This window comes from Fischerella sp. JS2 (genome assembly GCF_032393985.1).
Lineage (GTDB): Bacteria > Cyanobacteriota > Cyanobacteriia > Cyanobacteriales > Nostocaceae > Fischerella.
This window is the reverse complement of sequence record NZ_CP135918.1, coordinates 2,375,343-2,402,329: the sequence shown is the minus strand read 5'-3', so window position 1 is coordinate 2,402,329 and position 26,987 is coordinate 2,375,343. Positions and strand designations below refer to the sequence as shown.

At 40.8% G+C, this 26,987-nt stretch carries 24 protein-coding genes and 1 pseudogene; 12 read left to right on the top strand and 13 right to left on the bottom strand.

The features are described from left to right. Nucleotides 1-18 precede the first annotated feature (18 nt). The 4 genes from RS893_RS09935 to RS893_RS09920 all read left to right on the top strand — a co-directional run bounded on the left by RS893_RS09935 (nt 19) and on the right by RS893_RS09920 (nt 3,510). Nucleotides 19-969 carry an aminoglycoside phosphotransferase family protein gene (locus RS893_RS09935; RefSeq protein ID WP_315791027.1) on the top strand — a complete coding sequence of 317 codons (951 nt, stop codon included), beginning with the start codon at nt 19-21 and terminating at the stop codon, nt 967-969. Between the two features lie 211 nt (nt 970-1,180). After that, on the top strand, nt 1,181-2,176 hold the full coding sequence (locus RS893_RS09930) for a hypothetical protein (RefSeq protein ID WP_396336456.1): 996 nt from the start codon (nt 1,181-1,183) through the stop codon (nt 2,174-2,176). A 186-nt stretch (nt 2,177-2,362) separates the two neighbouring features. Further along, nucleotides 2,363-2,923, top strand: a complete 561-nt coding sequence (locus RS893_RS09925; RefSeq protein WP_315791025.1) for a hypothetical protein — start codon at nt 2,363-2,365, stop codon at nt 2,921-2,923. 326 nt (nt 2,924-3,249) lie between these two features. Beyond that, nucleotides 3,250-3,510, top strand: a complete 261-nt coding sequence (locus tag RS893_RS09920) for a hypothetical protein (RefSeq protein WP_315791024.1) — start codon at nt 3,250-3,252, stop codon at nt 3,508-3,510. On the opposite strand, the gene lpxB is transcribed toward RS893_RS09920, so the two are convergent. The 6 genes from lpxB to purC all read right to left on the bottom strand — a co-directional run bounded on the left by lpxB (nt 3,499) and on the right by purC (nt 10,903). After that, on the bottom strand, nt 3,499-4,659 hold the full coding sequence (gene lpxB / locus RS893_RS09915) for a lipid-A-disaccharide synthase (protein ID WP_315791023.1): 1,161 nt from the start codon (nt 4,657-4,659) through the stop codon (nt 3,499-3,501). The two genes, RS893_RS09920 and lpxB, sit on opposite strands and share 12 nt — an antisense overlap. A 137-nt stretch (nt 4,660-4,796) precedes the next feature. Continuing rightward, nucleotides 4,797-5,618, bottom strand: coding sequence for an acyl-ACP--UDP-N-acetylglucosamine O-acyltransferase (lpxA, locus tag RS893_RS09910; RefSeq protein WP_315791022.1), 822 nt, complete (start codon nt 5,616-5,618; stop codon nt 4,797-4,799). Nucleotides 5,619-5,837: 219 nt separating this feature from the next. After that, the gene (gene fabZ, locus RS893_RS09905) at nt 5,838-6,368 is read right to left on the bottom strand and encodes a 3-hydroxyacyl-ACP dehydratase FabZ (protein ID WP_315791924.1); all 531 of its coding nucleotides are present in this window, start codon (nt 6,366-6,368) and stop codon (nt 5,838-5,840) included. 129 nt (nt 6,369-6,497) lie between these two features. Continuing rightward, complete coding sequence (gene lpxC, locus RS893_RS09900; RefSeq protein WP_315791923.1) at nt 6,498-7,346, bottom strand: UDP-3-O-acyl-N-acetylglucosamine deacetylase; 849 nt, start codon at nt 7,344-7,346, stop codon at nt 6,498-6,500. 100 nt (nt 7,347-7,446) lie between these two features. Further along, nucleotides 7,447-9,954, bottom strand: a complete 2,508-nt coding sequence (locus RS893_RS09895; protein WP_315791922.1) for a BamA/TamA family outer membrane protein — start codon at nt 9,952-9,954, stop codon at nt 7,447-7,449. 211 nt (nt 9,955-10,165) lie between these two features. Continuing rightward, nucleotides 10,166-10,903 (bottom strand): phosphoribosylaminoimidazolesuccinocarboxamide synthase, encoded by a 738-nt coding sequence (purC, locus tag RS893_RS09890; protein ID WP_315791921.1) that lies wholly within the window; start codon nt 10,901-10,903, stop codon nt 10,166-10,168. 489 nt (nt 10,904-11,392) lie between these two features. Here purC and RS893_RS09885 point away from each other — a divergent pair, with 489 nt between their 5' ends. Next, nucleotides 11,393-11,659, top strand: a complete 267-nt coding sequence (locus tag RS893_RS09885; RefSeq protein WP_315791021.1) for a DUF7219 family protein — start codon at nt 11,393-11,395, stop codon at nt 11,657-11,659. A 65-nt stretch (nt 11,660-11,724) separates the two neighbouring features. On the opposite strand, the gene RS893_RS09880 is transcribed toward RS893_RS09885, so the two are convergent. From RS893_RS09880 to RS893_RS09860, 5 genes are all read right to left on the bottom strand, one after another. Beyond that, a complete protein-coding gene (locus RS893_RS09880) occupies nt 11,725-14,283 on the bottom strand; it encodes a GAF domain-containing protein (RefSeq protein ID WP_315791020.1) in 2,559 nt (852 codons plus the stop codon). Nucleotides 14,284-14,523: 240 nt separating this feature from the next. Then, nucleotides 14,524-15,657, bottom strand: coding sequence for a glycosyltransferase family 1 protein (locus RS893_RS09875; protein ID WP_315791019.1), 1,134 nt, complete (start codon nt 15,655-15,657; stop codon nt 14,524-14,526). A 601-nt stretch (nt 15,658-16,258) separates the two neighbouring features. Then, on the bottom strand, nt 16,259-16,549 hold the full coding sequence (locus RS893_RS09870) for a hypothetical protein (RefSeq protein ID WP_315791018.1): 291 nt from the start codon (nt 16,547-16,549) through the stop codon (nt 16,259-16,261). Nucleotides 16,550-16,561: 12 nt separating this feature from the next. Next, nucleotides 16,562-17,716: an NAD-dependent epimerase/dehydratase family protein gene (locus tag RS893_RS09865; protein ID WP_315791017.1), complete on the bottom strand. Its 1,155-nt coding sequence runs from the start codon at nt 17,714-17,716 to the stop codon at nt 16,562-16,564. A 199-nt stretch (nt 17,717-17,915) separates the two neighbouring features. Beyond that, nucleotides 17,916-18,455 carry a hypothetical protein gene (locus tag RS893_RS09860; RefSeq protein ID WP_315791016.1) on the bottom strand — a complete coding sequence of 180 codons (540 nt, stop codon included), beginning with the start codon at nt 18,453-18,455 and terminating at the stop codon, nt 17,916-17,918. Nucleotides 18,456-18,672: 217 nt separating this feature from the next. On the opposite strand from RS893_RS09860, the gene RS893_RS09855 reads away from it, so the two are divergent. The 3 genes from RS893_RS09855 (at nt 18,673) to RS893_RS09845 (ending at nt 21,140) form a co-directional block, all read left to right on the top strand. Continuing rightward, a complete protein-coding gene (locus tag RS893_RS09855; protein ID WP_315791015.1) occupies nt 18,673-19,026 on the top strand; it encodes a hypothetical protein in 354 nt (117 codons plus the stop codon). A gap of 112 nt (nt 19,027-19,138) precedes the next feature. Next, nucleotides 19,139-20,650, top strand: coding sequence for an AAA family ATPase (locus RS893_RS09850; RefSeq protein ID WP_102181214.1), 1,512 nt, complete (start codon nt 19,139-19,141; stop codon nt 20,648-20,650). Nucleotides 20,651-20,789: 139 nt separating this feature from the next. Further along, nucleotides 20,790-21,140, top strand: a complete 351-nt coding sequence (locus RS893_RS09845) for a DUF1257 domain-containing protein (RefSeq protein WP_009456112.1) — start codon at nt 20,790-20,792, stop codon at nt 21,138-21,140. A 232-nt stretch (nt 21,141-21,372) separates the two neighbouring features. Here RS893_RS09845 and RS893_RS09840 read toward each other — a convergent pair whose 3' ends face one another. Then, the gene (locus RS893_RS09840) at nt 21,373-22,185 is read right to left on the bottom strand and encodes a MerR family transcriptional regulator (protein ID WP_315791014.1); all 813 of its coding nucleotides are present in this window, start codon (nt 22,183-22,185) and stop codon (nt 21,373-21,375) included. 37 nt (nt 22,186-22,222) lie between these two features. Beyond that, on the bottom strand, nt 22,223-22,639 hold the full coding sequence (locus RS893_RS09835; protein ID WP_315791013.1) for a VOC family protein: 417 nt from the start codon (nt 22,637-22,639) through the stop codon (nt 22,223-22,225). A 135-nt stretch (nt 22,640-22,774) separates the two neighbouring features. Here RS893_RS09835 and thrB point away from each other — a divergent pair, with 135 nt between their 5' ends. The 4 genes and pseudogenes from thrB (at nt 22,775) to RS893_RS09815 (ending at nt 26,811) form a co-directional block, all read left to right on the top strand. Further along, entirely contained in the window at nt 22,775-23,764 is a 990-nt protein-coding gene (gene thrB / locus RS893_RS09830; protein ID WP_315791012.1) for a homoserine kinase, read from the top strand. 52 nt (nt 23,765-23,816) lie between these two features. After that, nucleotides 23,817-24,329, top strand: coding sequence for a hypothetical protein (locus RS893_RS09825; protein ID WP_315791011.1), 513 nt, complete (start codon nt 23,817-23,819; stop codon nt 24,327-24,329). Between the two features lie 286 nt (nt 24,330-24,615). Further along, entirely contained in the window at nt 24,616-26,226 is a 1,611-nt protein-coding gene (locus tag RS893_RS09820) for an NAD(P)H-quinone oxidoreductase subunit 4 (RefSeq protein WP_315791010.1), read from the top strand. A gap of 256 nt (nt 26,227-26,482) precedes the next feature. Then, nucleotides 26,483-26,811, top strand: a pseudogene (locus tag RS893_RS09815) (GFA family protein). Nucleotides 26,812-26,987 lie beyond the last annotated feature (176 nt).

Below are 26,987 nucleotides of genomic sequence, written 5' to 3'. Positions count from 1 at the left end.
ATTGGATGGGTAATTTTTATGTGGAGTTATAAGGCTTCTACTTGGATTCATCAGCAACTTGATGCCTTAAGTTTAAGTGCAACCGCTCCGATTGAGCAAGTTAAATCTCAAACTCGCTCTTGTTTATTGCGTGTGAGAACAACAGTTGGAACACTTTATTTGAAGACTGGGTATGGGATTTTTGGCACAGAAGCCACATTCACTGATTTTCTAGCTCAACTTTATCCCAATTGCTTGCCTAAACTAATTGCTGTAGATACAGAACAACAATGGATGTTAATGAGAGAGTTCGAGGGTCAGCATTTGGGGAAAACCGCTGATATCTCTCGATGGGAAGCAGCACTACGACGATATGCTGAAATTCAAGTTCAGATGGCGATAATGGTTAATCAATTGCTAGATATTGGTTTTCCTGACAGACGAATCAATCAGCTTACTCAAAGAATAGAACCGTTATTTGCAGATGATGCTGCGCTACTGCTCCCTCAGAATAATCCATTTCTCCAGCAGTCAGACTTGGAGGAGTTACGCACTCTCATACCTCAACTGCTGTCATGGTGTGAAGTTTTGGAAACTTGTGGTATCCCTCAAACCCTAATACATGGTGATTTTTATTGTCAAAATGTGATTGACGCGCAAGAAAGCTATATTTATTTCGATTGGTCTGATAGTGCAGTTTCACATCCGTTTTTCGATGCAGGATTCTTTCTGTTCGATATTGCACAAGAACTTCCTAATGTAGTGGATGTGCAAACGCATCTACGGAATGCTTATTTAGAGCCTTGGACAGTTTACTTGCCAATGAAACAATTAACTTCTGTATTTCAAATAACACAGCCCTTGGCTGCTTTATATCATGCGATCGTCAGTTACGAAATTATTCAGCATCTGGAACCTGCTCATCGCTGGGAGACTGAAAATACTGTTCCCTATTATCTAAAAACGATGCTTGGACAAATTTCGTCATAGCAGGTGTGAGTTCCACACAGACGCATGTTGAATAACAAATTTAGTGTCTCTTGTCAAAAATATTATTATTTTGGCAATAAAGATGTTAAAGTTACAGCCTATAAACGTCTGTGTCATCTAAAAATGTCCGTTTTATATGAACAAGTTTAGATTATGGAAATGCTTGCCTCACCCAAATGCATGGCTGAATGCCCTAATCCTATCTGTGGTGATGACAGGGTTTGTAACCATGATCCGACGCGATCATGACTTATGGCTAAACTTAGCAAAATGGTCAGAAAAACCTGAGTCAGCTACACTACTGGCAATATTTGTACTTGTATTACCCATACCAGCGATCGCTTTTCTACATCACTTTTTTTTCAGCCGTTTTGTTCCCGCGATTCCAGGGGAAAAGATTAATGTAATTCAAGGGTTTTTCCCAGGATTTGTAAGTTGGAGAGAAAGTTTATATGGTTGGTTGGTACTTGTTTTATCTACACTGACAGCTATTTTAATTTGTACCCCTCTTTTACCTTTATTTCAGCTGAACTATAGTCAGGTAATTGCTGAATCTGGTCAACATTACAGCAAACTCAAAGCTGTGTTTGCTGTGATCTGGCTAATTAGTGCTGCTGCTTTTTACCAAATTGAGTATTTATTTAAGTGTCGTTTGGTTTTTGGTAATAATGTTAATTTTCAAGCTGAAAGTATAAATGTCTCGGTAGCAGATACGCTTCCAAGTAATAACTCACATCCAGAAGTTAATGTTACAGAAATACCAAAAACGGAAGAAGTAACGAAAAAGAAGTCAAGCTTCTTTAGCTTTAGTAACAAATCTCACAAAACATCTAGGCAAATATTTACATTTGTTTTAATTCCCTTGGTTGCTCTATGGCTGTATTCATTTGCTAAATTGCCAGAATTTCAGCAAAGTATCTCAGCAAATGTCTCTGCTCAAAATTCATCTACACTTACTGCTAATGAAGTTAAACCAAAGGATAATTATCTTCAGGCAATTAATCAAGCTAGACGTACAGCAAAACTGGCAAAGTTAGCACAATCTGAAGATGAGTGGAAGATAGTTGTCGAAAATTGGGACGAAGCGATCGCTCTTTTAAAGACTGTACCATACACTAGCTCCAATTATAGTATTGCTCAGCAAAAAATCATACAATATCAAATTCATAGAGACTTTGCTCAGCAATACGCTATGGGTAGTAATTAAAGTATTTATAAAGTTTGTATAAACTATATTAAATTTAGATTGAGAGGTGGTTAAAAGTAAAGTCAACATCTGTTATATATCATCTTTGTATCTAATTTTTTGGTGAAAACACTGAGGAAAAAACTTTAGATATAAGGTTATATTTTATGCAATAAGTATGTTTTTAGCCCTTCAATGTAACCATTTATGACACAAGTAAAAATTTTTGAACTTGCAAGACAAGGCGATGTTCAAGCTCTTACATCTTTGATGAATAGCCAATTACAGCTAAAAAATGTCATAGCAAAAGTTAGTATTAAGAATGGTTATTTGCGGGTAAGATTGGAATCTAATCAAATACCAGACAAACAAAACTTGGTGAAATACGTACGTCAAGAAATAATTGGTTTAAAGTCTGAATCGATTAAAAAAGTTAAGGTTGACGGTTTTCAACAAGGAAAAAGTTTTCCTTGTTGGAGTCAAGTATTAAATTTAGAATTACAACAGAAATGTACTGCCGCATCTTTAGGTAAGCAACCGAAAAGTAAAGTTTTAATAAAAACAAAAAAGTTTGATAATGTTAGCATTAATAAATATATTTTGAAACCAACTTTATCTCTTTTTCAAAAGGAACTTAAACCAAAATTTATATTTATCCCTTTAGTGTTCATCAGTATTTATCTGATTGGAGAAAACTATCTATTTAAAAAACAGGGATGTATTGCTCAAAGCAATTTGCAAAGTAAAAATATAAATTATTGTAAATAAGAAGATTGATTGAGTCAGGCTTTGTTATATCTTCAAAATCATCTTCTTAACATGTTTTTTAGACACATTCATATTTTGAGAATGCTAGAAATACAGCTATCATACCGAATAAAGACAAAAGCCCTTATTTTGGGCTTTTTTAATTTTTATTCTATGTATTCTCTTTTACTCAAAATATACAATATTTCTACAGGTAGATGAATTTAATAGATTAGAGTTTATTTTGAATTTATATAAATATAATAATTAATATCTTGTAGCAATCGTAAAAAATTTTTCTATATTAGGTAAACATAGCTGATACAAATACTAAATAAAAAATAATCATGAATATTTATAATCAAAAATTACCCAATTCTAACTCAAGTTATTTAGCACAAAAAATTATAGAAACCCCACAACAAAATGGTCAACAGCAAGATCCACTGATTGCTAAAGGTTTGCAAAAAGAACAGTATATTGGTATTTTTAGCCTTGCGATTGCTATGATTGCAGCTGTCGGAATAATCAGTCGCCGAGTCGAATATGCTATTTTGTTCGCTATTTTTCTCAGCCTGATTCTCATTGCCATATTTTTAGTTATATAGCAATCGTAAAATTTCTTTAGCGGCGCGATCGCACACCCCCAATTCTCCCATAGCTCGTTGCATTTCTTGATAATCTGCTTGGATTTGCTGTTTACGTTCCTGGTTTAGCAAAAATTCCATTGCTGCTTGAATAATATTCTCTGGCGACGCTTGTTCTTGGATAAATTCTGGCACAATTGCCTTCATTACCATCAGGTTAACTGGTGAGGCAAAGGGAAAAGTTATTTTCAGGATATTACGAGCAACCCAGTAAGTAAAAGGATTGAGACGATAAACAACTACCTGCGGCACTTTTAACAAGGCAAGTTCTAAATTTACAGTCCCGCACTTAGTAATTGCTAAATCAGCAGCAGCAAGTACTTCTTGTTGTTGACCAGAAACTACAGTAGCTTGTAAACCATGTCGTTGTATCTCTTTTTCTATTCTTTCTCGATATATTTCCAGAGATAAAGGAATCCAGAAATGTACCTGTGATAGTTTAGCTTGAATTGCCTGTGCTGCTTGAAACATTACGGGTAGAAGATACTTGAGTTCTTGGTGACGGGAGGCAGGTAAAAGTGCCACAGCGATCGCATCATCGGCAATTCCCAACTGTCTGCGTGCTGCTTCTCGGCGAGGAAATTTTTCTATTCTGTCTACAAGAGGATGACCGACCCAAGTAACTTTTGCACCTTTGTTTTGAAAGTAACGTGCTTCTTGCGGAAAAATAGCTAATAATTTATCACTAACATGAATAATCCGCTCTGTATTACCAAGAGAAATTGAAGAAACCCAAACTTGCGGAGCAATATAATATACTATTGGGACTTGTGGCATATAGCGGCGAAGATAATTGCCGATACCGAGATTTGGTCCCATGTAGTCAATCAACACTACCAAGTCAGGTGGGTTTTGCTTGAGATAAGCGATCGCCCGACGCTGGACTTGCAGAGTTGGCAGTACAAAAGGTAGAGATTCCAACAGACCAAAGGAACCTATTTCAGTGGTGTTACCCAACAAAATTGCTCCTGCTGCCGTCATTTTATCACCACCAAGAGCCACAATTTCTAATTTCAACCCAGCAGCAATAGCTTGCTTTCGCATTGCAGTCACCAATAGCGACCCCTGTAAATCGCCGGACACTTCACCAGTACTAATAAATATTCGCATTTTGGAATGGGGTATCGGGGAAAGGGAAGAGGGTGTTGGGGAAAGGGAACAGGGAATGAAGAACCGGGATTGGGGAACTGGTGTTTCTTTTCTCCCTTGTCTGGTTTGTCCCCCTTCCTCTCCCCGATCCCTTATTTTCAAGATTCATCATCTCTACTATTTGCTTTTCCTTTTCCAGGAATTAAACCGCGTCTTCCTGGCATTTGCGAAAGTAGGAGGAAACGACGCAAGTGCTGTAAATGTTCTGTATCTCCTAAGAGTTCTAGTTCTTCTAAAGCATCTTTAAAGAGTAAATCTGAACGGTAGAGAATACGGAAGGCTTTTTTCAATATTTGTAAGTCATTAGCAGACAAACCAGCGCGTTTGAGTCCTACGAGGTTGAGCGATCGCACTCGTGTAGGATTTCCCTCTACCAACATATATGGCGGGACATCCCGGTCAATACGGCTCATTCCTCCTACCATCGCGTGCTTACCAATATGCACAAATTGATGGATACCTAGAACCCCACTAATTGTTGCTCGTGACTCAATATGAACATGACCTGCGATCGCTACCGCGTTGGAAATAGTCACAGAGTCTTCAATCACACAGTTATGTGCTACATGGACGTAAGCCATCAACAGATTGCCGTTACCAATCATCGTGGCTTCTCCTAAACCAGTAGCACGGTTAATTGTCACGTATTCGCGAATGCGATTGTCGTTACCAATTTTGACCCAGCTAGTTTCACCAGCATATTTTCGGTCTTGGGGTTCCATACCAATGGCAGCCCCCGGAAAAATTTGATTTCGCGCTCCAATTTCCACAGGCCCATCTAGCACTACATGAGCGCCAATTGTAGTATCAGGGCCTACTTTCACATGCCCACCAATCACAGCATAGGCACCGACTTCCACTGTCGGGTGCAGCTCCGCGTTAGGATGAATTACAGCAGTTGGATGAATAAGCGTCTTCAAGGGTGCATCTCCAGAACAGTAAGCGTGCTAAGTTTTTTGCCAGACGCGCCACGGAGCGTCTGAGTTCAGTAGCCGAAAGCATCAAATTGGTACAAGTGTGAGGGCAGTGAATATATGGAAATCAGACTGTAACAGATGTTGTTTGTTGTTGCTGATATCCCTAATACAAAATTTTGTAGAGGCGCTTTACGGTAATGCCTCTACCGCGAGAATAAATTTTTAGCTTACTAGGGAAAACATTAATTCACCTTCAGCAACTAACTGAGCGTCAACCTCGGCGCGAGCTTGCATCTTACCGAAACGACGTTGTTTTATCCATAACAGTTCCACAGTCATGACCAGTTGATCACCAGGAACAACTTGGCGACGGAAGCGGACTTTATCTATACCAGCAAATAGAAAAAGTCCGCCTTCCAATTGTGGCACTTGTGTCATGACAACGCCACCAACTTGTGCCATTGCTTCTACAATTAGAACACCTGGCATAATTGGACGTCCTGGAAAATGCCCTTGAAAATGGGGTTCGTTAATTGTGACGTTTTTAATGCCAACAGCTCTTTTACCAGGCGTGTAGTCGATAATTTTGTCTACAAGTGCAAAGGGATAGCGATGCGGTAGAAGTTTCTGAATTTCTTCCGCTGTAAAAGTAACTTTTGTTTCAGAGTTACTTGTAGTGGAATGATCTGGCTGCACCTGGGTAGGTGCTGATGTGGGGTTATCTGTAGAATTTACTTCGGTGACGGTAGCCATTGATGGGTGGGGTTGATTTTTAGTTGTGGTCTTGTAGGTGATTGAATTATGTTTGTTAGTAGTTAGTAGATAGTAGTTAGTAGTCAAAGTACCACTAGCTATTTACTACTAACCACTAACCAATAGCCACTAACGCAATTCCCAAATTTTCTGTGCCAGTTGCACATGTAAATTGTGGCTGGCTTTGTATGCCAAAAAATGAGCATGGGGGAAAAGCCCTAGTAAACTCAAATCTCCTACTAGATCCAAAATTTTATGACGTACTGGCTCATTTGCAAATCTTAATGGTGGATTTAGCCAACCATCAGGCCCACACACAAGAGCATTTTCTAAGCTTCCACCCTTAATTAACCCGGATTTTTGTAGGTATTCAATTTGATGTACTAAACCGAAGGTACGGGCAGGGGCAATTTCTGTGATGAAGCTAGCATTAGACTTTCCTGGTTCAGAAGTTGGAGACCAACTGTGCCATTGATTACCAATAGCAGGTAGTTCAAAATCAATACCGTAAGTAAAGCGAGTACTTGGTGCAGGGAAAGCGCAAACGAATGCATCGTCCTGACGCACCCATATAGGCTCGTTGATCAACAAAGCCTGAGATTTTGTAGTTGGGGTTTGCGATACTAACCCCACTTGGGTAATACTTTCTGCCCATATCTTTGCTGAACCATCTAACAGTGGTACCTCTGGACCATCAATTTCAATACGGGCGTTATCTACACCCATACCCGCCAATGCAGCCAATAAATGCTCTACAGTCCGAACACTTTCCTCATCTTTACCTAGCTGGGTTGACAGAACTGTCTGAGTAACGGCAGGCACTTGGGCTGGAATAATTGGAGTATTGGGCAAATCTATCCGTACAAAGTAACGTCCGCTGTCTACCCCGGCTGGTTGTATCCGTACTTGGGTCGTTACACCGCTATGCAGTCCCACTCCAGTAAGAGTAATTTCAGATGCGAGGGTTTGTTGCTGCATATAGTCTTTTGTCATTTGTTATTTGTCCTTTGTCCCTTGTCATTAGTCATTTGTCTATAACTAATGACCAATGACTAATGACCAATGACCAATGACTAAATTAGAATCTTTCCCCAATACCAAAATTGATGCGGCTATCTCCTTGATCGTTGAAGCCGTAGTCAATGCGGATGGGGCCAAGCGGGGACTGTACACGCACACCAAGACCGTAGCCATAGCCACTACCGCTTTTATCGAGTAAATCTCCAGCCTCTGTTTCTGTCCCCAAGTCCGTAGCAGCATCAAAAAATAGTGCGCCGCTAACTACAGAGAAAACAGGGAAGCGATACTCTACTGTAGCTTGCAAGAAACTACTACTACTAGCTAATGCACCTTCTTCATAGCCTCGAACGGAGTTACTTCCACCGAGAGTAAAAGCTTCGTAGGGAGGTACATCACCAAGTATGGTTCCTCCTTGCACGTTAAAAGCAATAGTTTGTGCCCCTTTGGTAAAGTTAGTAAATCTTACGGGAAGATAGTAGCTATAGCTTCCCCGTACTTTACTCATAAAGATATTACCTAGCCCTACTGGTACGGACTGTTCCAAACCTAAGCGGAAGAAGGAACCTTTTGTTGGTTGTAAAGCATTGTCACGTTTATCACGCACTGCTGCTAATTGCAATGTCAGTAAGTCATCTTGACCAGTCCCAGATTCGGTCAGTTCAATAATTTTTGTCGGCTGGTCATTTTTATATATTGTTCCTTCCTCTCTGATATCACCGTCAGAATCACGAGTGGAAACTCGTTGATATCTTATACCAGCTGAAGCTGTCCATTCTGCACGCTCATAGGGATTTTTAGACAAAGGACGGCTAAAGTTGATACCGCCACCTAAACGTAAAATCCGAGGGGTATCACCATCGTTCTTACCTGGTTCAAAGGTTTCGATGTTATCGTCTTGCCCTTCAAAAATCAAGGAAATTGATCGACTACGGAAAAGATTTGCTGTATAAGAAGTTCGGTATGGGTCTCCAGCTATCCAAGGATCTGTAAAGCGGACATCAAACAGCAATTCCCGTTGACCAACTTCTAACTCGGCCCCTAATTTTTGGTTTCTGCCGTTCAGGTTTTGCTCTTGATAGCTGATAGTACCAAACAATCCACTAGCAGAACTAATACCTGCACCAGCGGCGATGGAACCACTGTTGCGTTCAACTACATTAACTTGGACATCCACTTGGCTGGGGTTAGTACCAGGGTTGAGGGAAACGTTTACATCTTCAAACAGTCCTAGACCGTAGACTCGTTGTAAATCTCTTTGTATGACGTTGCGGTTGAATACTTGTCCGGGCTTTAATTGGATTTCCCGTGTAACAATATACGGCTGCGTCCGTCCCCTAATCGGTTTTCCGTTTTTGTCTGTTTCTTGACCTTCTTTATTACGATATTGGACACTAATATCTTCTACGACCCCTTCTGCCACAGTGAGGGTGACAACTCCATCAGGAGATACCTGTGGTGATCCAACTACTTGTGCTAATACGTAGCCTTGGTCTTGATATACCTTGAGTAACTGTTTAATACCTTCTTGTAACTCACGTAAGTTCAAGATTCTTCCATACTGGTTGCTAAAGATTTTATTGACAGTATTTGGAGGCAGTACAGAAGGTACATTCGTACCAGGGTTAGCATTAATTCTTACTTGACTGAGGGTGGGATTTAACTGAACTAAAAATGTGACTCGTACCCCTAATGGTGTATCTTCTGGTACTGCTTGCACATTTGAGAAAAAGCCAGTAGCAAAGACGGAATTAATATCTTCTTGCAGTTGCGATCGCGTTGTCGTCCGTCCTGGTTGAGTCCGAATTACCCCGTACACTTGGTTTTCTTGTTCTGCTGGTAGTGGTTGTCCAGTCTCCGTCCTAATCACAACCTCTGATACTAATACGCGAGGTTCTGCTTCTGTTGTTGGTTGTTGTTGGTTGGTTGGTGGTTGTTGTTCACTATCTGGTTGTTGGTTTGTTGGTGGTTGATTGATTAATGGTTGTTGGTTGTTGCTTGGTTGTTGGTTTGTTGGTGGTTGATTCTGAGAAGGTGGTTTTTGATTATTGGGAGGTTGAGTGTTCTGAGGAACAATCGTGGGAGAATTCTGGGCAGTTTTTGGGGTTGTTGATACTGATGTTATGGTCTGTGGTGTTGTTTTTAGTGCTGACGCACCAGGAGTGCTAACAGAGACTTGTTGGTTGGTTGTTTGTGTCCTAAGTGTTGTTGGCTTTGTTTTTGGAGATTTTTGTATATTTTTTGACTGATTATTAGTTAATTTTGTTAACTCTTGTGTCGTCTTTTTTGTGGAAAATACCTCAAAAACTTCTTGTTCTGGACTTGCTGTTGATGTTGTATCTTGAACAGTTTGTGTAGTATTTGGAATATTAGAAGTTGGAATTGTTACCTCTTGTGTTGGATCAGGAGTTGGCAATTCCGCGACAACTTCTTGGTCTTGAGTTGTTGTCGGTACAACAACATCTGCTGTTTTTTTGGAATTGTTAGCGGTTTGCGCGCTAGCATGAAGCGAACCGCTTAGAGGTGTGGCGATCGCCACCATTGTCATCAAAACTGGAGACAAGCGCATTTTATTTTGATTTTTCTTCACTTCCACGCACCATCAAAGAAAGATTTTGCTTTATATCAAAGTTAGTTGTTGGTTGTTGGGTTAGTAGTTAGTAGTTAGTGGTTAGTAGAGACGCGAGGAACATCGCGTCTCTACAATAGTGGTTAGTTGTTCACACTCCCCACCTCCCCACCTCCCCACCTCCCCACCTCCCCACCTCCCACACCCCTAATTACCCTTTTTCCACTGCTTCTAGCACTCTTGTTAAAACCTCCTGGTAAGCATCCTCAACATTGCCTAAATCCCTGCGAAAGCGGTCTTTATCTAGTACACGACGGTTAGGGTCATCCCCTGCGGATATGTCCCATAAACGACAAGTATCAGGACTAATCTCATCTGCTAATAGCAACTGCTGTTGTGAGTCCAAACCAAATTCTAGTTTGAAGTCCACTAAGGTAATGCCACATCCCTGGAAAAACTCTTTGAGAAATTCGTTAATTTGCAATGCAAGATGGATTATACTGTCAACTTGTTCCGGAGTTGCTAATTCCATCAGCAGTATGCGATCGCGCGTCAACAAAGGATCTCCCAATTGGTCATTTTTGTAATAAAATTCCACCAATGGCATCTTGAGTACAGTTCCCAAAGGTAATCCTGTTTGTTGACAAAGGCTACCCGCAGCAATGTTCCTGACAACTACTTCCAATGGCAATATTTTTACTGCCTTGATTCGCATTTGATTGGGAGCAGGACTATCAATAAAGTGGGTCTTGACACCAAGAGCCTCTAGCTGTTGAAATATTTTACTAGAGATGATATTGTTTATGTTTCCTTTATTTTCGATACTGCCGCGTTTTTGAGCGTTAAATGCTGTCGCATCATCTTTAAAAACAGCCAATAAAATTTCCGGGTTATCTGTAGGATAAATAATTTTGGCTTTGCCTTCGTATAGCTTAGTTTGGGCAGTCATGGCAGGAAGTAAATTTAGGTTCAATGGCTGGCTTTTATGCATTTAAGCTTAACCATTTTATCTTTTGTTTTTAGCTATTAGTCATCAGTAAAATACTTAAGTAAAACTGTTGACGAAAGATAGATGCATAAACTAATGGTGGGAATTTAACATAAATTATGTATTGTTTATATTCCTAGAAGTGGTAACTATTTGTCACAATAAATATAAATTAAGTCTAATGTATAAATTAATACAGTTACATTCAATCTACTAATTAAAGTTAAATACGATTAGTATTTAACAAAAATTCTGAAAGATCGGCAAACTTACTCAAAACGAAATAATAAATCTTTGCCAAAATTGACATTGGCAAGTGTTTGGGTAAAGGTTAAAAAGTGAGGAACAAAAAAATCCTTTAGCCTTTATCGTCTATCAGTTCTCATATTTTGAGACAAATACAAGAATTCTTAGTAGTTCAGTTTGAGATTAAAAACAATGAGGTGAAAATTGGCTAACAAAGATGATTTTCTTTATCCTCGGGGTCGCTACTACGGTCAGGTAAAGCCAGAAAATTTGGTATTCAATGCTAATTTGCAAGAATTTGCCCAAAAAGTCAGCTATATCTGCAATCTGGAGACAGCTGGTAAAATTTCTCCTGAAGAGGCCTATGAGAACATCAAGGATCTTTGGAAAAGTTTGAAACAAGCAAAAAAACAGTTAAGAATTGGTGAAAATCCTTTCCGAATGGATGATGATGGTAATCAACCAGAATAGTCAATAGTCAATTTTCACTTGTCATTAGCTATTCACCACGTCTTTACGTCCTCTGTCTCTCATTCTTATTTATTCATCATTGTCCAAACTCCATCCCAAGAGTTTGGTAGACTTTGCTTGAGGTAATTACGAGCGCGTTCTAGGTGAATATCAACAGCCTGATCTATTGGTCGGATTCTTTTTGCTGCTTCAAAGTAGACGATCGCACTTTCAAAATTGCGATTAAGATAGGCGTCCCGTCCAGCATGGTAGAAACAGAGAAATTCGTGGGTTGTGGCGTCTAAATAGGTAGTGCGATCGCCTATTAATTCATAAATATTCACAGCCTGATGTTTACCTTTGACGCGAATTTTATCTAATTCGCGCACCCAAATGCGATCGCGGCATAATTGATAAGTAAATTCACTGACAATGATATCACAGCCATATTCCTTTGTGATTGCTTCTAAACGCGAGCTTAAGTTTACACCATCACCGATGACCGTATAATCCATACGTTTGTGAGAACCGATATTGCCTGAAACTACTTCCCCGGAACTAATCCCAATACCAATATAAATTTTGGGTTGTTCTTGAATCACGCGTCGTTGGTTAAATTCTTCTAATCGCTGTCGCATTTCCAAAGCAGCTTGCACAGCTTTCCAAGCATGATTTTCTGTAAGCGGGAGTGGCGCACCAAACACCGCCATTAAAGCATCGCCAATGAACTTATCGAGAGTACCTTCGTGATTAAATACCGCCTCTACCATAGTTTCAAAATACTGGTTTAGCAGCGATACCACCTCAGCCGCACCGAAATTTTCTGTCAGAGTAGTGTAACCTCTGATATCAGAAAACAAAATGGTGACTTCTTTGCGTTCACCCACCATTAAAGCATCTTCTCCTAATGCCATAACTTGTTCAGCGACACGAGGAGTTAGGTAGCGGTACATAGTATTTTTCATCCGCTTTTCCTGGCTGATGTCTTCTAAAACTACCAAGCCACCTCGCACCCCTCCTTCTGGGTTTGTCAGAGGGTTAACAGTTAAGTTAATGCTACGTTCAATTTGATTAACACTATCAGCACTGAGTAACTTTGATTGCGGGGTTAAAGGTTGGTTCCAGGGAATAAAAAGATCAGTTTGAGTGCGATCGCGAATTGCTAAAATGTAAGTCTTGGTATCTTGGTCTGTAGTATCTAAATATAATCCTACCGTCAAACTTTGCTCCGGCACATAATGTCTTGCACCTATTTTTAAACTATCTTGCAGTCGCATCTGCAAATTATCAATTGGTACAACCTCCCACACAAAGCGACCAATTATATTTTGTTCCCAGGCAAGTTTATTATGTTTAGCATTTCCATCTGTTAAGGGACAACCCAGCAATTCTAAAGCTGCATCATTGATAGTCACGATGCAACCTTCCATGTCTGTAGAAATTACCGCATCGGAAAGACTTTGGAGAATATCTTTTTGATATTGTTTTTCTAATAGTACATTTTCAAATAAACGGGCATTTTCTAAAGCGATTCCAGCTTGAATATTAAAAGCCCGCATAAATTCTTCATCTGAAGCACTAAAACTACCTTGCTGTTTATTAATTAATTGTGTCACACCAATTAATTCATTAGCAGAATTAAATACTGGTAAACATAAAATATTGCGAGTTACATATCCAGTTTTTTTATCTGTACTGGGGTCAAAACGGGGATCTTTATAAGCATCAGGAATATTCAGTGCTTCACCTGTAGAAGCTACATAGCCAACAATCCCACGGTTAGCGGGAATGCGAATTTCCATCATTTTTTTGCCATCTGCCGCCGCTATTTTTGTCCAGAGTTCTCCCATTTCCTTACGATATAAAAATAGTGTACTGCGGTCTGCTTGCATCAAAATTCTTGCTTGTTCCATCACTATTTGCAAAGTCGCTTCTAAGTCTAGACTTTGCCCTAGTGTTTGAGTTGCCCGCAAAAGCGCTGTTGCACCCCTTTGATTGCGCGCTGCAACATAGAAAGATTGACAACTTTCTAAGATAATACCTATAGCAGAAGCAAAATCCCGAAACCGTTCTTCATCTTCACTATCAAAAGGGATATTTCCAGCTTTGTTTGCTAGTTGTACTACAGCAACAACTTGATTTTTACTGCTTAAAACTGGCATACATAAAAGATTATCAATCTTATAGCCCATTTGTTTTTCTAAATCTGAGCTAAACAGAGAATGAGTAGCAGTATCAGATATATTTAAATATTCACCTGTACTAGCAACATAACCAGGGATACCAACAGTAATCGGAATACGAATTTCTAAAGGCTTATGAATATTATCTTGAATAATTTTTGTCCAAAGTTGACCTTTATCCTTGTCTACTAAAAAAATAGTAGTATGTTCAGCTTGGAGAATTTGACCTATTTTTAATGTAATAGCCTCTAAAACTTTCTCCAACATTGTTTCTAAGGCTTCGTTATTTATCAGTTCAATTGCCCGCAGAAATTGCTGAAATTCCGCAGTAATAAAATCTAGTAAGCAAACAAATTCATTAACAGAAAGGTCTTTAACCCGACGTAATAAAGCGTGAGTGCGATTAACTTGAGTCAGTTCGGTTAATGTAGCTAGGACACTACCAGTATTTAGAAGTGACATGAAATTTTGGATTTTAGATTTTGCGAAAAGTTTGTAGACACGAAGTGGCTTCCCATAAGGGTGCTAGGGCTTCCGGCGTTCGCGCAGCGTCCCGGAGGGAACCTCAAAGCTTTTCAAGACGGATTTTAAATTTTAGATTTAGATTTTGGACTAGTAACCAGGTAATAGTTAATGTTTTATAGTAATTAGAAATCAACAATTAACTACTACATGCATCCCAATCCAAAATCCATAATCAAATTACGCTGCTTTCAGTAATTCAGAATAAATTACCTTTTGGTAGTAATCTTGCAACTGACGAGTGGCAGCTGCCCATCCCCAGCGTTCAGCTTCTCGGCGGGCATTTTGACGAATAGATTCTCGTTCTTGTTTCATTTCTAGTAGGCGAAGCGTAGCAGCGATCGCACCTTCATCACCAGTATCAGGAGCAAAAAGGTATCCATTGACACCATCTGTCACAATATCTGGAATGCCACCAGAACAGGCTGCTACTACTGGACAACCCGCCGCCATTGCTTCTAGAAGTACTAGACCCAATGTTTCTGTGCGAGAAGGGAAAATAAAGGCATCAGCACTAGCAAAAGCTGAAGCTAATTCTTTGCCAACCAGGTAGCCAACAAAATGAGTGTTTGTGTCGGCAAAGTGCTTTTCTAAGGCTTGGCGGTGGGGTCCATCTCCCACTAATGCCAGCCTAGCTGTGGGGATAGCTTCGAGTATGGGTTTGATCCGCTCAATTTCTTTTTCAGCAGAAAGACGTCCAACGTATAATAACAAGGGACTATCTGGGTGATTTTGGGACAGATGCGATCGCATTTCCTCGGAGACTAAGCTAGGATGAAATGTTTCTGTGTCTACTCCCCTCTGCCACAAGTTTACTCTTTCAATACCGTGGGTTGTGAGTTCCTCCATCATTGCTGTAGAGGTACATAAATTTAAAGCTGCTTGATTGTGACCTGCTTTAAGTAATTCCCACAATAACCCTTCTAGCATTCCCAAGCCGTAATGCTGGAGATATTGAGGCAAGTGGGTATGATAAGAAGCCACTAAGGGAATATCAAGCACCTTGCTATAGAATATACCAGCTAATCCCAAAACTGCTGGGTTGACTACATGAATAATATCTGGCTGAAACTGTTCCAAAATCTGACCAATGGCTGGGCGAGGTAGTGCCATTTTTAACTCAGGATACAGAGGCAGCGGAAAGCCAGAGACACCATATATTTTGGCTTGTTTGTATTCTGTAATACCACCATCCGGACAAATGACTAGTACTTGGTCGCCACTGCGTTGTAAATGTTCAATAGTATGACGTAGGCGTGTGACAATGCCGTCAACCTTAGGCAGAAAGGTTTCGGTAAAAAGAGCAATCCTCATAAAATATCATTCACTACAGGCAGGGTGTTCAGATAATTCCAGCTTCTGGGCAATTTCAGCATTACTTACAGCGTAAACTGTCTCATGCACTACAATCAATTTCACACATCAACAGTTATCAGTTGCTCTCTACTTAGTGACTTTTACCATGTTCCAATACGGTTGGGTTAAAAGTGAAGGGTGTAAAAACATTTGTTGTTCTTCCTTTCCCTTTCTTGTTTACCTCTTAACCGAATGGTATTGGTGCTGTACCAATGTATAAACAACAGACTGGTCGTCATATTGTGCGAAAATGTGACGACCAGTTTTAGGCCAGCAACTAACTTGAGTGAAATAGGGTTGTGTAACCAGCCTCATTCAGGTTTTACCCTGTGTTCTAAGTGTGATTGAAGTCAATCAATTTTGGATTTTGGAGCAAGCGATTTTGCGAAAAGTTTGTAGACACGAAGTGGCTTCCCATAAGGGTGCTAGGGCTTAGGTCGTACTCTAACGAGAAACCGCTCTGTGGGCGTCTACAAAGCAGCGTCCCGGAGGAAACCTCAAAGCTTTTCAAGACGGATTGCAATCTTAATCCAAAATCCAAAATCTAAAATTGGTGCGGTCAAAATGTCTTGTTAGGCAGGATGCAAATACCATGAATACCAATGGCAGTGATCGCCACACCTAACAAAACTCCGACTCCTTCAGCAAAGCAATTGATTCTGTGTCTGTTTTCTGCGGCTTGGGCAATGAGTAAGTCACCCACCTTTGCAGATGGAGACTTTGCCACTTGTTGATAATTTTTATGAGCTGCATCCAGTGTTGTCCATTCAGGAAACAGATAGTAAAGACTAATGCTACTAAATGCCACACCAGGCAACACAACAAACACAAACAGAACAAGCGATCGCATATTCATGGTTCGCTATTTGCGATGCCAAGTAACTTTTGGCAGAATTTGATTTTTATCGACTCGATTTTGATATTTGACAGCAAAGTTCAATAGAGAATCAAGCAGGGAATCAGAGAGATAGTGAGGTTGTAAACCTAAATCCAATAGTTTGGTGTTTTTGGCATTGAAATAGTGTTCTTCTTTTTCGATTCTGGGATTATCTAAGTTATTAACTTCTACATTTAGCCCCATTGCGTTCCCGGCTTTTTTCACCATCATTGCCAAGTCACCGACGCTGAATTGTTCGGTAAATTGGTTAAACACGCGGAATTCACCTGATTGGGCGGGATTGGCGATCGCCAGTTCAATACATCGCACTGTATCCCGAATATCCAAAAATCCCCGCGTTTGTCCACCTTTACCGTAAACAGTCAGGGGGTGTCCAATTGCAGCTTGGATACAGAAACGGTTCAACGCTGTCCCAAATACACCATCGTAATCTAGGCGGTTAATTAACAGTTCGTCCATACCAGTTTCTTCAGTGAGGACACCATAAACCACACCTTGATTTAAGTCTGTTGCCTTTAGTCCCCAAATTCGGCAGGCAAAGTGGATATTATGACTATCATGGACTTTGCTTAAGTGGTACATTGAACCAGGTTGCTTGGGATAAGGCAAAGTATCTTTGCGCCCGTTGTGTTCAATGGTGATATAGCCTTCTTCTATGTCTATGTTGGGTGTACCGTATTCACCCATTGTTCCCAATTTTACCAAATGGCACTCTGGGAAATCTTCTTTCATCGCGTACAACAAATTCAGCGTACCGACAACGTTATTGACTTGCGTCATGACAGCATGTTCGCGGTCAATCATCGAAAATGGTGCGGAACGCTGTTCGCCAAAATGCACGATCGCATTTGGTTCAAATTGATGCAGGGCTTTTTGGAGAAATTCGTAATTAGTGATATCACCAATAAACAAATCGATGGTTTTACCAGTTAAGTCTTTCCAGCGTTGAATGCGTTGCTGAATTGGTGCGACCGGGGTTAGAGTTTCTACACCCAATTCATTATCCCAGTGCCGCCGCACCAAGCTGTCCAGAATACCAACTTCGTAACCTCGATTGGAAAGATAAAGCGCGGTTGCCCAACCGCAATAGCCATCGCCACCAATAACCAGGACTTTCATTTTCACCTGTTTTTACTCGCTGATAGCTAAATCTATCAGGTTTGTGTCACCTCTAGGCCATGAAGATTAGGGATTGGGGAGTAAACAATTAAAAATTAAAAATTAAAAATTAAAAACTTAGGAAGAGGTGTGAGGTGTGCTTTAAGTGGGGGCATTGAGCATGGCTAACAACAACTAACTACTAACTGTTGATCATTGACTATTGACCAATTTTATAGTTGCTAGCGATGTAAGAAAAAAAGCGGTAGTAGCTACTAAATTCTTGGCTAGGTGCTTTTCCCTGCCAGTAGTATTTCAGTTTTCCTTGGGCTAATTGCAGTGTGATTACACTTTCTTTTTGCCTGACTTCTACCGTTAGCACTCCAGCGACTCCTTGGGTAGTTGTAAAGTTGGGACTTATTGATGTTTTGCCCTTTTTGTCTTGGGTTATATCTTCTGGCAGTTGCATTCCTGCCCAACTGCGAATCTCTACAGTGTTGTTTCTTGGGGAAATCAAAACGATGCCGTCGGCATTGTCTGATGGCAAAGATTTCCAGGTGCTGGGATAAGGAAATTTAAAGCCATACCGAGCATTTCTATAGGTTTTCCAAGTGTGATTGGAAGTGTGGAAACCAGGAGTTGTTCTACAGCCTCCCAGAATTACAGATAAGGCGATCGCGTAAATAAAGTATCTTACACTCCTTTGAAAGTAGGAGGCAGGAGGTAGAAGACAGAATGTATAAGGGGTAAAGACTTTCATTAATTAGCTGGAAGAGGAAATTTATGTGTATCTCACTAAATATTCTGAAAATGTTGTTGCTTTTTTACCATTACTTCTTCTTAGGGTCAAAACCTTACGCCCAATTTATCGTAAATAAATATTACAATATTGACGTTAAAGCGTCTTACTGTCTTGACAAGCCAAACAGGAGTAGATATCGTAAGATACATACCCGGGTAAGACCGTTAACAGAGTTATGCAAGCTAATAAAGCTAATAAGCAAAAAGTTACTTTGTATTTGTCGCCAGAACTGCACAGAAAACTGAAAATACGTTCAGCTATTGATTCAGAACCAATGTCGGATCTTGCCGAACGCGCCCTCGTTTTCTACCTGGCAAATTCGGAACTAGTTGATGAAGTAGCTATCTACGGAAAAACTCATAGAGTTTACACCTGTCCTAACTGTGAAAGCTCATTGGTTATACGTGATGGTGAATTGGTTGGTTTGGGCAAACAACCGGGAGTAATTAGTAGCAATCAAGAACATCTGCAAGTGGAAGAGATGGAACAAGCCCATCCCAAAGGTGAGGAAGAGTTGGTTCCTTGCTAAGCTCAGAATTGTGAATACATAACTTAATATGTGTATGAATTCCTAAAATTCTGCCATCTTTGCCAACTGCGATGTCTAGAGTTTCTGTAAAAGGTCTCAAGTAGGTCGATGTATGAAAGAAGAGCTCAATATCCTCATTCAAGCTCAATACCCTTTAATCTACCTTGTGACCTCCGAGGAAGAGCGGGCTGAGCAGGCAATCTTTACAATCGCTCAATCGTCAAAACCACAACGGCGAGTGTACGTTTGGACAGTAACTCACGGCATCGTGGAGTATGGTCAACCCCGGAATGTAGGTCAGCATAATACTGTTTCACCAGAAGCGGCGATTGATTGGATTATCCGGCAAAGAGAACCAGGTATATTTATTCTTAAAGATTTACATCCTTTTATAGATGCGCCTGCGACAACAAGATCCTTACGGGATGCGATCGCTAGCTTCAAAGGCACGCAAAAGAACATCATCTTGATGTCACCAATGCAGCAAGTACCCATTGAACTGGAAAAAGAAGTTGTCGTATTGGACTTTCCACTGCCAGATATGGGTGAGTTGAATAAAGTCTTGACTCACCATATAGACAATCATCGTGGGCGACGGCTAGCAACAGAGGCGCGGGAAAAACTTCTCAGAGCTGCCTTAGGATTAACTAAGGACGAAGCGGAAAAAGTATATCGTAAAGCTCAGGTTACAACTGGACGCTTAACAGAAGAAGAAGTTGATATAGTTTTATCAGAGAAAAAGCAATTAATCCGGCGCAATGGTATATTAGAATACATAGAAGAAGATGCAACCATTGATGCTGTTGGTGGCTTGGAAGAACTGAAAAAATGGCTAAAACAGCGTTCCAACGCATTTACAGAAAGGGCGCGGGAATATGGTTTGCCTCAACCAAAAGGGATGTTAATTCTTGGTGTTCCAGGCTGTGGAAAGTCGTTGATTGCTAAAACGACATCTCGACTTTGGGGTTTGCCACTGTTGCGCTTAGATATGGGGCGAGTTTATGATGGCTCAATGGTAGGACGTTCAGAAGCGAACTTACGTAACGCCCTCAAAACGGCAGAATCTATTTCCCCTGCAATATTATTCATCGATGAATTAGATAAATCTTTTGCTGGTAGTACAGGGTCTTCTGATTCTGATGGTGGTACTTCTAGCAGGATATTTGGCTCTTTCCTCACCTGGATGCAAGAGAAAAAATCCCCGGTATTTGTTATGGCAACTGCCAACCGAGTGGAAAGATTACCAGGAGAATTTTTAAGGAAAGGTCGTTTTGATGAAATTTTCTTTGTGGATCTGCCCACACCAGAAGAAAGGCAAGATATATTTAAGATCCACTTGCATAAGCGTCGGGAAGACATCTCTAGGTTTGACCTAGAACAGTTGTCTAAAATGTCTGATGGCTTCTCTGGGGCGGAAATTGAACAGGCGATCGTAGCGGCGATGTATGAAGCTTTCGCCCAAGATCGTGAGTTCACCCAATTAGATATTATTGCTGCACTGAAAGCGACATTGCCGCTGTCTCGAACGATGCAAGAACAAGTTACAGCCCTCAGAGATTGGGCCAGACAGCGTGCTAGACCTGCAGCAGCTTCCATTGCTGAATATCAGCGAATGGAATTCTAAAAGCTTTCTCCTGTCAACACAGGGGGGAAGAGCTAGCCCAAAAGCTAGCTGTTAATAAAAAACCGCGTTCTGCTAAACGCGGCTTACTCTCAAAACAAACTGTTGTCCTTTTTCTCTACTCTCTTTGGAGGAAACCCAAATGTCTCATTTTAGCACTCTGCGTACCAAAATTACCGACGCTGAAATCCTCAAGCAGTCTCTGCGCGATCTTGGTATTAGCGTAAAGACTGAAGCTGATGTTCGCGGTTACAACGGTCAGCGTGTTCGTGCTGACATTGTAGCAGTATTGGAAGGCGAATATGACCTCGGTTGGTCTCGCAACAGCGATGGTTCTTTTGACCTAATCGCAGACCTGTGGGGTGTTGCTAAGAAGCATAATCAGACCGAACTGATTAACTCTATCAATCAGAAGTATGCTGTTAACAAGACCTTAACAGAAGTGAAACAGCGCGGTTTGCAAAATGCCAACGTTAAGTTGGTATTGCAATAGTAATTTCTCTGCGCGTTCCCAAAGCTGCACGGGTTAACCATGTTAATAGCGGTTAGCCCGCTTTTTTCCCGGCTGGATTTACTTCCAGTCTTTGTTTTTTGCAGCAACTTCTTTTATTTGGTTGAATTGATTTTGTTTGATATTTTTAATTTAACATTTTTTAATAAAAAATTTTAGTTGTTTTTAATCAAAACCCAGTTGCCAATAAAGTTACTGGGTTTACAAATTTTGTTCAAGCCTGAGTTACAGGAAATTGCACCTCGGTGATGTAAGACTCGTTATCCTGTTGATTACCACCTGTAATGTAAACCTCACGGTTGGGGCCGATAATTTGATAACCATTGGCTTCAATCCAAGATACTAAGGCAGCGTAAGCTTGGTTGAGAGTGTTGTAACTCCCGTGATGAACTAAGGAAGCCGCTTTTTCAAATCTTGGTAACTCATATATCCGAATTTGTTCAGTATTGGGTATGTCTTTCTCAATTGAGATGACTGCTTCACCGTCTACATTTGAATCTTTGTATCCAGGATCGTGCCAAATGGCAGCCCAGTAAGTTCCCTCTTTAACTCTTTGCTGCTTAAGATATGTCAACAGTTCATCATAAAGTCGCCCTACACTTGAATAATCTGGCAGTATTTCTCGGATAGATGCTACTTTTATCGGTTCCATCTTCTTAATCACAACTTCGTAATTGGGCATACTACTCTCCTGTTCAATTTGCTTGAGTCGTGCTTCTACTCGCAAAAGACGTGCCTGTTCTTCTTCCACTAAATGTTGCAACTCAGCTTGCTTGAGTCGCAGCATTCCACGAATTTCTGCGGATGGCAAATTTTCATCCAGCAGCTTAGCAATTTGTTCTAAAGAAAAGCCCAAGTCTTTCAGTGCCAAAATACGATTGAGTCGTGACAACTGTTCAGCACTGTAGTAGCGGTATCCTGTAAAGTTATCCACATTAACTGGTTTGAGAAGTCCCAGTTGATCGTAGAGGCGTATTGCTTTCACTGATACTAGGCTAAGTTTAGAAAAGTCACCGATTTTCAGCATATTTAGTACTCATAATATTTAGTACTCATATAAGTGTTTAAGTTTCAGCTGGCCAGTTAGGAATGTGTGTAAGTTCCAGCTTGATACTATCTGGATCTAAAAAGTACAAAGCATAGTAATCCGGCATATAGTCATATTCGGCAGGTGGGTCTAGGATTTCCACTCCATGTTCTGTTAATAGTTGATACAGCTTATCCACCTGTTCTCGGTTGTCTGCACTAAAAGCAAGGTGATGTAAACCTGGAGAATAACGGTCATGTTTTTGATTTAGTGATTTTGGGTTTGAAGGAGAAATGGTAATGACTCCATCAGGACTGGTCCAGAGTATCAACTGCGGTGTGTTTTCTGCTTGTGCATAACCCAGAAATTCTAAAAGTGTGTTGTAAAATGCTTCTGATCGCTCTAAATCGGAAACAGTTAGGGCTATGTGATTAATAGTTCCAAGTTTCATCATTGCTTGCCTTAATCTATTGTTTTCCAGTAGACACCCTCCCATAAGGGCAAAGTCAATCCATGAAAAAATCCAAAATCCAAAATTTACAATCCAAAATCGTGAGATGCTGGTTGATTGATTAGTTAAATTTTTTCAATGGCTGCTGTTGATTCTGTATCTGTTATCGTCCCCGCAACTACCGCAAATTTGGGGCCGGGTTTTGATTGTATCGGTGCTGCTTTAACGCTGTACAACGAGTTTAAGTTTACCCGTGTTGACTTATCCCCTTATCAAGGTGGGGAAACAGCAAAGGTGATCATAACTGTCACTGGTGCAGAAGCTGAACGGGTGCAAACTGATGAAGGAAATTTGCTCTATCAGGCGTTTGTAAAGTTATATCAACACTTGGGGCAAACTCCGCCACCTATAGAAATTGAGATCAAGTTGGGTGTACCACTAGCAAGGGGTTTGGGTAGTTCGGCAACGGCTATTGTTGGAGGTTTAGTAGGTGCGAATGTGTTGGTGGGTAAACCTCTGAGTCAATCGCAGGTGATGGAGTTGGCGATCGCTATGGAAGGACACCCAGATAATGTAGTGCCGGCGTTGTTGGGGGGTTGTCGTTTGGCGGCTACGGGGGTAGAAGTTGAACCGCCATACACGCAAAGCGGGTTCCCGAAGGGTAGACGCCAAGAGTGGGAAATTTGTGAGGTTCCTTGGTGTGAGAATATTGTCCCTGTGGTGGCAATTCCTGATTTTGAGCTTTCTACAAAGGAGGCTAGGCAGGTGTTACCTTCTCAGGTGAGTCGGGCAGATGCGATTTTTAACACGGCGCATCTAGGGTTGTTATTGCGTGGTTTGGAGACTGGCAACGGAGATTGGTTAAGGGCTGCTTTACAAGATAAATTACATCAACCTTACAGGAAAACACTTATTCAAGGATACGATATTGTCAAGGTAGCTGCTGTTGCTGCGGGTGGTTATGGTATGGTGATTAGTGGTGCTGGGCCAACATTGTTAGTTTTAACTGATACAATGAATTCAGAAGCAGTAGGGGCAGCGATGTCAGCAGCTTGGCGATCGCAAGGAATTTCGCCTGTTGTGCAATCGCTTGGAATTGATACGCAAGGGGCAAGAAGTTTTTATTAGTCAATTGTCAAAGACTCTAGACTATGGACAATGGACTATTGACAATGGACAAATGACAACAGAGCAAATTCTGGCAGAAATTGCAGCACTTCGCTCTCAAATTGAGGTTCTGCGTGAGGAACGTGCTTCTTTGAGTGTTAGCATCACACTTCCCGACAATAAATCACCTCAAGTAATCGCTGAAGCTTATCGTCGTTATGCCCGTGAAAATGCCCAATTGGTTGCGGAACTCAAGGGTATAGATGATGCGATCGCTGCTTTGGAAGCTCAGATGACACAAAAACAAGCCCAATTACAGCAATGGCAAATCCAAGCTAAACAACTTTCCTTACAAGAACAACTAGATGAAGCAAGAAAGATTGCTCAGATTCACGCTAAGCGGATTAATGAACTGGCTGCGGAACTTGCCACAGAAATACGCAGTCTCAAGGCTTGCGCTGATGAACTCAGTCCGCTGTATTGGCAAGTGTATTACAAGCCATTTATTACTGGGTTCAAGACAATTTCGGTTCCCCATGTCCGTTCTGACGGAGATGTCTGGACAATTGTCAACCGTATTGTTTAAGTAGGAGTGTACTACATAGATTCCCAACTTCTCTAACAAGTCGGGAATCTTAATTTTTTCAAATATTATTGACAGGTGATATTAAGATTTATAACGGTGGTTGGAGCCACCGTTTTTTATAGGCTTAGCAAAAGTTTACATTTAGAATAAATTTGCAAATCGTACTGAGTATTTATTACTGGTTTTATTGAAGATTTAAAATTTATAGGGATAAATCTCGTTTACAAAACTATGAAGTGCTTAATATAATGTAATTAAAAGTAAAAACGAAAAACGATTGTCAGTGATGATTGCTCAATTTCCTTGGTTAACAACCATAATTATCTTGCCGCTAGTGGCTGCCTTAGCCATTCCTCTCATCCCAGATAAAGAAGGCAAAACTGCTCGTTGGTATGGTCTGGGAGTAGCGCTAACAGACTTCGCTTTAATGATTTATGCCTTTTGGCAAAACTACGATTTTCAAAGTTCAGCATTTCAACTGGTAGAAAAATATCCTTGGGTTCCACAGTTGGGCTTGAACTGGTCTGTTGCAGTAGATGGATTATCAATGCCTTTAGTCCTGCTAACAGGCTTAATTAACACCCTCGCAATCTTCGCGGCTTGGAAAGTCACCAACAAGCCGCGTTTATTTTATGGTTTGATGCTGGCGTTATATAGCGCTCAGCTTGGCGTATTTGTCGCCCAAGATTTGCTGCTGTTCTTCTTAATGTGGGAAATCGAATTAGTACCTGTCTACCTATTGATTTCCATCTGGGGAGGACAAAAGCGCCGTTATGCAGCTACTAAATTTATTCTCTATACCGCCCTTGCTTCTATATTTATCTTGGTAGCAGCTTTTGCAATGGCATTCTCTGGCGATACCGTCAGTTTCGATATAGCAACCTTGGGAGCCAAGCAATATCCTAGAGTTTTAGAATTACTGGTTTATGCAGGTTTCTTAATTGCTTTTGGTGTCAAACTACCAATATTCCCTCTCCACACTTGGCTACCTGATGCTCACGGTGAAGCTTCTGCACCTGGTTCGATGATTTTGGCTGGTGTGTTGTTAAAAATGGGTGGTTATGCACTCATTCGCATCAACATGGAGATGCTAACCAATGCTCATGTCTACTTTGCTCCTGTTCTAGCAGTTTTAGGTGTAGTCAATATTATCTACGGTGCTTGCTGCGCTTTCGCTCAAACCAATCTCAAGCGTCGCTTAGCCTATTCTTCTATTGCCCACATGGGATTTGTGCTAGTTGGTATCGCTTCCTATACAGAAATTGGTATGAGTGGTGCTGTACTGCAAATGATTTCTCACGGTTTGATTGCTGCTAGTTTGTTCTTCCTCTCTGGCGTCACTTACGAGCGTACCCACACCTTGATGATGGATCAAATGGGTGGTATTGCCAAAGTAATGCCTAAAACCTTCGCTCTATTTACTGCTGGTGCAATGGCTTCTTTAGCATTACCAGGAATGAGCGGCTTTGTCGGTGAGTTGATGGTATTCTTGGGTATTGCTAGCAGCGATGTTTACAGTTCCAGTTTCAAAGTAGTAGTTGTACTACTTTCTGCTGTAGGTGTGATTCTCACTCCAATTTACCTACTGTCGATGCTACGTCAAGTCTTCTACGGTAAGCAGAATACAGAATTACATCTGGATGCAGTAGTACCCGATGTCAAACCCCGCGAATTGTTCATCACTGCTTGTCTGTTGCTTCCAATCATCGGTATCGGTTTGTATCCAAAATTGGCAACCCAAACCTATGATGTCAAAACTGTAGAAGTAGCCGCTCACGCTCGTCAGTTTCTACCAGTAGTCGCTAAACAACAACCATCAAGTTTATATTCAACTATTATTACCGCGCCAACATTGGCTAATTCACAAGTTCCAAGTTTGGTTAATATTGCTGATTAAATATTTCACAAGGGCTGGTGCTACTTAAAATTGTAGAAAGAATTAAAGTGGGGGTGATTTTGCGATCGCCCCCACAGTTGTTTATATTGCTTACAGGCAAATACTCTATCGAAATGTAGAGAAGAAAGTAGTGAGTGCTTCATATACCGGAGGCTGTCAATGTGGACAGGTTCGTTATGAAATTCGCGCTGAACCCCTAACCCTTTATTTGTGCCATTGCAAAGAATGTCAACAACAATCATCTAGTGCTTTTGGTATGTCTCTCACAGTCTCAACAGATGCTGTTGTCATATTCAAGGACAACCAAAAGCCTGGATTCGGAAAGCTGATAGTGGACGTGAGGTGAAGTGTCTATTTTGCGATAATTGCGGAACAAGATTGTTTCATGATCGTGCTTACAATCGAGAGACAATCAACGTCAAAGCCGGAACTTTAGATGATACAAGTTGGTTACGTCCTGTCGGAAACATCTGGACACGCAGCGCCCAGCCGTGGGTGTTAATTTCTGACGAGCTGCTCAATTATGAAGGACAGCCACCAGATGTGCGTCCATTGTGGGAAAAATGGACACAACACCTCGGATAAGTCTATTTATCTTTATAGGGTAATTTTCTCAAGTTGCTGGACAATTGCAGTTGCATTTTTTCCAAAAAAAGTTTGAAAATCCCATAACTTATATAAACAAAGCAAATACCGGATAAACACAGATGGGTTTTTTGTCTGTATTTATCCGGTTGATTTTTGCTTGATTGTGAAAAATC